5 protein-coding genes and 2 tRNA genes are annotated in these 7063 nt (G+C 70.5%); 6 read left to right on the top strand and 1 reads right to left on the bottom strand.

The window, feature by feature from the left end; genetic code table 11:
* The first annotated feature begins 119 nt into the window (after window positions 1–119).
* Window positions 120–890, top strand: coding sequence for a sulfite exporter TauE/SafE family protein (locus ACFVYA_RS48935; RefSeq protein ID WP_387055402.1), 771 nt, complete (start codon window positions 120–122; stop codon window positions 888–890).
* On the opposite strand, the gene hisC is transcribed toward ACFVYA_RS48935, so the two are convergent.
* A complete protein-coding gene (gene hisC, locus ACFVYA_RS48930; protein ID WP_285987736.1) occupies window positions 874–1938 on the bottom strand; it encodes a histidinol-phosphate transaminase in 1065 nt (354 codons plus the stop codon). The genes ACFVYA_RS48935 and hisC overlap by 17 nt on opposite strands.
* Window positions 1939–2084: 146 nt before the next feature.
* Here hisC and ACFVYA_RS48925 point away from each other — a divergent pair, with 146 nt between their 5' ends.
* From ACFVYA_RS48925 to ACFVYA_RS48905, 5 genes are all read left to right on the top strand, one after another.
* Window positions 2085–2714 (top strand): dienelactone hydrolase family protein, encoded by a 630-nt coding sequence (locus tag ACFVYA_RS48925; RefSeq protein WP_285987737.1) that lies wholly within the window; start codon window positions 2085–2087, stop codon window positions 2712–2714.
* Between the two features lie 85 nt (window positions 2715–2799).
* Window positions 2800–4779 (top strand): acetoacetate--CoA ligase, encoded by a 1980-nt coding sequence (locus ACFVYA_RS48920; protein ID WP_387055400.1) that lies wholly within the window; start codon window positions 2800–2802, stop codon window positions 4777–4779.
* 37 nt (window positions 4780–4816) lie between these two features.
* Complete coding sequence (locus ACFVYA_RS48915) at window positions 4817–6532, top strand: phosphatidylglycerol lysyltransferase domain-containing protein (protein ID WP_387055399.1); 1716 nt, start codon at window positions 4817–4819, stop codon at window positions 6530–6532.
* Between the two features lie 65 nt (window positions 6533–6597).
* Window positions 6598–6687: transfer RNA gene (locus tag ACFVYA_RS48910), tRNA-Ser, on the top strand.
* 41 nt (window positions 6688–6728) lie between these two features.
* Window positions 6729–6802 (top strand) — tRNA-Arg (locus tag ACFVYA_RS48905).
* The last annotated feature ends 261 nt before the right edge of the window (window positions 6803–7063 follow it).

Here is a 7063-nt window from a genome sequence, read left to right as displayed (position 1 = left end):
GCCTGGTCACACTGGCGCCGACGCCACCAACACCGCGCCCGACAAGCCCACTACCAGCGAAGACACGCCATCAATCACGAAGTGCGGCTGGAGTATTAGGCTCCGCACGTGATTGCTTCATGACGTGGTGGCACGCCCTGATCGTCGTGGTCGCCGGGGTCTGGGCGGGGACCATCAACGCCGTCGTGGGGTCGGGGACGCTCGTCACCTTCCCCGTGCTCGTCGCGCTCGGGTATCCGCCCGTGACCGCCACCACCTCGAACGCCATCGGCCTCGCGCCCGGCACGCTCAGCGGTGCCTGGGGTTACCGGCACGAGCTCAAGGGCTACTGGCGGCAGACCGCCAAGTTCGCCGTCGCGTCCTTCCTCGGGGCCATCGGTGGCACCATCCTGCTGCTGTCGCTGCCGAAGGACGCCTTCGAAGCCGTCGTTCCCGTGCTCGTCGGCCTGGCCGTGGTCCTCGTGATCATCCAGCCGAAGGTCTCGAAGTGGGTCGCGGAGCGGCGCGAGCAGAACGGGACCGAGCACAAACCCGGGCCGCTGCTGATGTTCTTCATCTTCCTCATCGGCATCTACGGCGGGTACTTCACCGCCGCGCAGGGCGTGATGCTGATGGCCGTGATGGGGATGCTGCTGTCGGAGCCGCTGCAGAAGCTCAACGGCGTCAAGAACGTGCTCGCCGCCGTCGTCAACCTCGTCGCCGGGATCATCTACGCGTTCGTCGCGCCGATCAGCTGGGCCGTCGTGCTGTGGCTGGCCGTCGGCTCCACCGCCGGCGGCTTCCTCGGCGCGAAGATCGGCCGGAAGCTGCCGCCGGCGGTGCTGCGCGGCGTGATCGTGGTGATCGGCGTCGCCGCCGTCATCCAGCTGGTGGTCAAGCAGTTCGCGTGAGGAACTCGCGCGCCGCGGCCAGGAACAGGTCGTTCTCCTCGCGGGTTCCGATGGTCACGCGGACGCCGTCCCCGGCGAACGGGCGCACCACCAGCTTGCGGTCCAGCGCGTGCTCGGCGAACGGGACGGCCTGCTCACCCAGCGGCAGCCAGACGAAGTTCGCCTGCGTCTCGGGCACGCGGTAACCCGCTTCCAGCAGCGCTTCCCGCACCCGTCCCCGCTCGACGACGATTTCCTGGCAGCGGGCCAGGAGCTCGTCGGCCGCGTCGAGGGACGCCAGCGCGGCCACCTGGGCCAGCATGTTCACCGAGAAGGCCACGTACACCTGGCGAAGCGCGTCCGCGATCGGCTCGGGGGCGACCGCGTAACCGACGCGAAGACCCGCAAGGCCGTACGCCTTCGAGAACGTGCGAAGCACCATGACGTTCGACCGGCTGCGCGTGTACTCGACGCCGTCGGGCACCTCGGGGTCGGTGACGAACTCCTTGTACGCCTCGTCCAGCACGACCAGCACGTGCTCGGGCACGGCGGCCAGGAACCGCTCCAGCTCCGCGCGGCGCACCGCCGTCCCGGTCGGGTTGTTCGGGTTGCAGACGAAGACCACGCGCGTCCGGTCGGTGATCGCCGCGAGCATCGCGTCGAGGTCGAGCTCCTGGCCCTCGGTGATCGGGACCTTCACCGCGACGGCGTTCGCGACCTGGGTGACGATCGGGTACGCCTCGAAGGAGCGCCAGCCGAAGATGACCTCGTCGCCGGGCGCGCACACCGCCTGGATCGTCTGCTGGCACAGCGACACCGAGCCGCAGCCGATCGCGACGCGCTCCACCGGCACGTCCAGCTCGCGCGCCAGCCGCTCGCGCAGCGCCTGCGAGCCGGTGTCCGGGTAGCGGTTGATCCCGGCCGCGGCCTCGGCGATCGCCTGCGCGACGCTCGGCAGCGCGCCGCCGGGCACCTCGTTGCTCGCCAGCTTGATCGCGCCTTCGATCGTCCGGCCGGGGACGTATTTCGGCAACGATTCGAGATCGGCACGCGGGGACACGGACGGCATCTTCGGCGCTCCTGGAAATCGACGGGACGACCCGCTCACCGTATCTTTTCCGCCCGCCGCCCCGCGACCGCCTTCAGGCGGGCCGGCCCCGGCGACCTGCGTCACCGGGCTTCCTCCCGTTCACCTCCAGGTGGTTGGGTGAGGCAATGACGTCGACCTCCACCGTGGATTACCAGCGCACCGACGGCGGCACCCTGCGCCTGACCTTTTCGGAACCCGAGGGCGCGCTGCGCGGCGGCTTGGTGGTGCTCCACGAGGCCGACGGTGTCACGGACGGGGTCAGGCTGCTGCTCGCCAGCCTCGCCACGGAGGGCTGGCTGACCGTCACGCCGCACCTCGAGAACGACCGCCTCACGCAGCAGGACCTGCTCGACGCGACCGACCTCACCCTCGCCTGGCTGGTCGAGCGGGGTGTCCAGGCCGACCTGCTCGGCGTGATGGGCTTCGACCTCGGCGGCACCGCGGCCCTCGTCGTCGCGTCGCACCGCAAGCTCGGTGCCGCGGTCTCCGTCGGCGGGCAGCAGGCCGTCGAACTCCCCGCGCTGGTCGAGATCGCCGGGCGGCTCACCAGCCCGTGGCTCGGCATGTACGGCGACGCCGGCGACGAGGCGGGCGGCGCCGACGTCGAGCGCCTGCGCGACGCCGCCGCGTCGGCGAAGGTTGCCACGAACGTCGTCCACTACCCGGGTGCGAACCACCGCTTCGACGCCGACCCTGGCGCGGCCGCGGAGGCCTGGCAGCGCACGCTCAACTGGTTCGACGCGCACCTGCGGTAGGTGTGGGCGGTCGCCACCGGTAACCCGGGTTCCATGTCGGTTCCGACCACGGTGACTTCCGGATCGGAAGGATTAGGCTCGGGACGTGACGCACACCGCCGACGCCCCCGAAGTGCTCTGGCGCCCCGAGCCGGGCCACGTTGCCGACACCAAGATCGAAGCCTTCCGCCGGTGGCTGCGCGCCGAGCGCGGCGTCGAGGTGGACGACTACCGCGCGCTGTGGGAGTTCTCGGTCGAGCGCGGCCCGGACTTCTGGGCGGCGGTCACGGACTTCCTCGGCGTCCGCTGGCACGACCAGCCCGGTGCGGTGCTCTCCGGGGCGATGCCGGACGCCGTCTGGTTCGAGGGCGGCACGCTCAACTACGCCGAGCACGCGCTCACCCCCGGCGTCGCGGGCGCCGCGAAGGCGGACGACGAGACGGCGGTGATCTTCCACCGCGAAGACGGCTTCGCGAGCCACCTGACGTACGGCGAGCTTCGCGCGCAGGTCGCCGCGGCCCGGGCCGCGTTCCTCGAACTGGGCGTCGGCAAGGGCGACCGGGTCGTCGCCTTGGCGCCGAACTGCCCGCAGACGCTGGTCGCGTTCCTCGCCGCGGCGAGCATCGGGGCCATCTGGTCGTCGTGCTCGCCGGACTTCGGTGTCCGCGCGGTCGCGGACCGGTTCGTGCAGATCGAGCCGAAGGTGCTCTTCGCGGTCAACGCCTACGCGTACAACGGCCGCCAGTTCGACATCCGGACGACGATCGCCGACCTCCAGGCGCAGCTGCCGTCGCTCGCCGCGACCGTGCTCGTCGAGTACGTCGGCGAAGGCCGGATGGACGGCGCCCTCGACTGGGCCGAGCTGCTCGCGCGGCACGCGGGCGCGCCGCTGCTGTTCGAGCCGGTCGAGTTCGCGCACCCGCTGTGGGTGCTCTATTCGTCGGGCACCACCGGGCTGCCGAAGGGCATCGTGCACGGCCACGGCGGCATCACGCTGGAACACCTCAAGGCCCTCGCGCTGCAGACCGACCTCGGGCCCGGCGACCGGTTCTTCTGGTTCAGCACCACCGGCTGGATGATGTGGAACTTCCTCATCTCCGGCCTGCTGGTCGGCACCACGATCGTGCTCTACGACGGCAGCCCCGGATTCCCGGACCTGAACGCGCTCTGGCACCTGGCCGAGCAGCACCGCGTCACCTACTTCGGGACGTCGGCGCCGTACATCCAGAGCTGCCTCAAGGCCGGCATCAAGCCCGCCGAGCGCTACGACCTGACCGGCCTGCGCGCGCTGGGCTCCACCGGCGCGCCGCTGAGCGTCGAAGGCTTCCGGTGGATCGTGAACGAGGTCGGGAAGAACGTCCAGATCTGCTCGGTCTCCGGCGGCACCGACCTGTGCGCGGCGTTCGTCGCGTCGGCGCCCGACGTGCCGGTCTGGCTCGGCGAGCTGTCCTGCCCGGCGCTCGGTGCCGCGGTCAACGCCTTCGACGAGGCGGGCAAGGCCGTCGTCGAGGAGGTCGGCGAGCTGGTCATCACGAAGCCGATGCCGTCGATGCCGGTGTTCTTCTGGAACGACCCGGACGGCTCGCGGCTGCGTGAGGCGTACTTCGAGATGTACCCCGGGCTGTGGCGCCACGGCGACTGGATCCGCATCACGAACCGCGGCTCGGCGGTGATCTACGGCCGCAGCGATTCGACGCTCAACCGCGGCGGCGTCCGGATGGGCACGGCGGAGTTCTACCGGGTCGTCGAGGGCTACGACGAGATCGCGGATTCCCTGGTCGTGGACACCTCGGCGGCCGGGAACGAGGACGGTCGGCTGATCTGTTTCGTGGTGCTCGCCGGTGGCGTCGCGCTCGGAGACGTCGAGCCGCGGCTGCGCAAGGAGCTTCGTAGCGCGCTGTCACCGCGCCATGTACCTGATCGGTTCGTAGTGGTTTCCGAGATTCCTCGTACCTTGAACGGTAAGAAGTGTGAGGTACCGGTGAAGAAGATCCTCGCCGGTGTGGCTCCCGACCGGGCCGTCAGCCGCGACGCGCTGGCCAACCCGGAGGCGCTGACGCCGTTCGTGGAGCTCGCCGGGGGGTAGATGGGGGAAGCATGATCATCCACGGCGGGTTGTACAGGTGGTGACGGGGACACGCGCGCAGATCACCTGGAAGGTGGCGGGGGCCACCACGGTCGGGGTGATCACCTGGGTGACCCGGCTGGCCGGGCTGATGACCCTGGGCTCGATCCTGATCCCGGCCGGGCGGCGCAGCCTGCGCGGGCACCTGGCCGAGTGGCTGGAGCTGCCGCAGGAGGCGACGGTCGCCGCGGCGACCGTCGCGCTGGTGATGGGCGTGCTGCTGGTGATGCTGGCCGCGGGGCTCCGGCGTCGCAAGCGCCGGGCCTGGCAGCTGGCGGTCGGCGCGACGGTGCTGCTCACGATGTCGCACCTCGGGCTGAAGCACGTCTTCGGTGCCGGCCTGGTGTCGGTGCTGCTGCTGGTGGGCCTGATCGCCAACCGGCGCTACTTCGTGGCGAAGCCGGACCCGGTGGTCGGGCGCTGGCGCGCGGTGCGCGTGTTCCTCCAGCTGACGCTGGCGGGGTTCGTGATCAACGTCATCCTGCTGTCCGTGGCGCCGCACGTGGCCCTGGAGCCGATGGGCTTCGGCGACCGGCTGGCGGAGTCGGCGCTCGCGCTGGTCGCGGCCAGCGGGCCCGCGGTGTTCCACCAGATGTGGCTGGAGGACCTCACCGCCGCCGTCGGCCTGCTGTTCGGCCTCGCCGCCCTCCTGGTGTCGGCGTACTTCCTGCTGCGCTCGGCCGAGCCGGCGCCGCGGCTGACCGACGAGGAGGTCGCGCGGCTGCGCCGGCTGCTGGACGAGCACGGCGGACGGGACTCGCTCGGGTACTTCGCGCTGCGGCGGGACAAGTTCGCGGTGTTCTCGAAGACGGGCAAGGCCGCGGTCACCTACCGCGTGATCGCCGGGGTCGCGCTCTGCTCGGCCGACCCGCTGGGCGACCACGAGGCTTGGCCGGGCGCGATCGAGGAGTACCTCGAGGTGTGCCGGCGCAACGGCTGGGTCCCGGCGGCGATGGGCGTCTCCGAGCTCGGCGCGACGGTCTGGGCCCGGTTCGGCCTGGAGGTCCTGGAGATCGGCGACGAAGCCGTCGTCGACGCCGCCGGCTTCACCCTGGAGGGCCGCACCATGCGCGGCGTCCGCCAGGCGGCGGCCCGCACCAAGCGCGCGGGCTACAAGGTGCTGGTGCGCCGGGCCGAGGACCTGCGTCCCGGCGAGCTGGCCGAGCTGGAGGTCCTGGCGGCCACCTGGCGCGGCACGGACACCGAGCGCGGCTTCTCGATGGCGCTGGGCCGCATGGGCGACCCGGGTTCGGTGCTGGTGACCGCCGAGCAGGGCGGCCGCGTCCGCGGCGTGCTCCAATTCGTCCCGTGGGGCGCCACAGGGCTCTCACTGGACGTCATGCGCCGCGACCGCACGGCCGACAACGGCGTCAACGAGCTGATGATCTCGGAGCTCCTGCTGGCGGCGAGCCGCCACGGCGTCTCACAGGTCTCCCTGAACTTCGCGGCGTTCCGCGCGCTGATGGAGCAGGGGCAGCGCATCGGCGCCGGCCCGGTCGCCAAGTCGGCGGCGAAGGTCCTGCACTTCTTCTCGCGCTGGATCCAGATCGAGACGCTGTACCGGTTCAACGCGAAGTTCCAGCCGCGCTGGGTACCTCGCTACTTGGTTTATCCAGGCGTCCGCGAACTTCCCCGCGTGGGCATCGCGACGTTCGAGGCCGAGGGCCTGGGCGGCCGCTCTCCGCGCCTGCTCAGGCTGCTGCACCGAGCGTGAGGGGGGTGCTGTCAAAGGGGGTTCGGGGGGTGTGTAACCTATCTGAGCAGTGGTCGTTGGGCCCAGGAGGCTTCGCCTAGTCTGGTCTATGGCGCCGCACTGCTAATGCGGTTGGGGGTAACCCCCCCTCCCGGGTTCAAATCCCGGAGCCTCCGCTGGCGCCCGGTTCGCCGGGTGCTAGGTTACAACTGAACACGCGCCCGTAGCTCAGCTGGATAGAGCATCTGACTACGGATCAGAAGGTCAGGGGTTCGAATCCCTTCGGGCGCACGTCTGGTTGAGACAGCAAGACCACGAAACCCCCTGGTGACAGGGGGTTTCGTGCTGTCTGGCCTTTGCTTGCAGTCCCGGACCGTAGTCAGCCGGTTGCCGGTTTATTGCCAGTTTCCCCAGTGGTCTAGCCAACCGAGCGCGTCGGCTCCGGCAGAGGGACTTCTAGTACTCCAGCCGCACTTCGTGATTGATGGCGTGTCTTCGCTGGTAGTGGGCTTGTCGGGCGCGGTGTTGGTGGCGTCGGCGCCAGTGTGACCA

Source organism: Amycolatopsis sp. NPDC058278 (assembly GCF_042881395.1).
GTDB lineage: Bacteria > Actinomycetota > Actinomycetes > Mycobacteriales > Pseudonocardiaceae > Amycolatopsis.
Note: the sequence above shows the minus strand (reverse complement) of the source record. Positions and strands in the feature narration are given on the sequence as shown.

Excerpts from the sequence above, each read along its gene's own strand:
- ACFVYA_RS48925 (WP_285987737.1), top strand. The coding sequence starts at position 2,085 with ATGACGTCGACCTCCACCGTGGATTACCAGCGCACCGACGGCGGCACC.
- ACFVYA_RS48935 (WP_387055402.1), top strand. The coding sequence starts at position 120 with ATGACGTGGTGGCACGCCCTGATCGTCGTGGTCGCCGGGGTCTGGGCG.
- hisC (WP_285987736.1), bottom strand. The coding sequence starts at position 1,938 with ATGCCGTCCGTGTCCCCGCGTGCCGATCTCGAATCGTTGCCGAAATAC.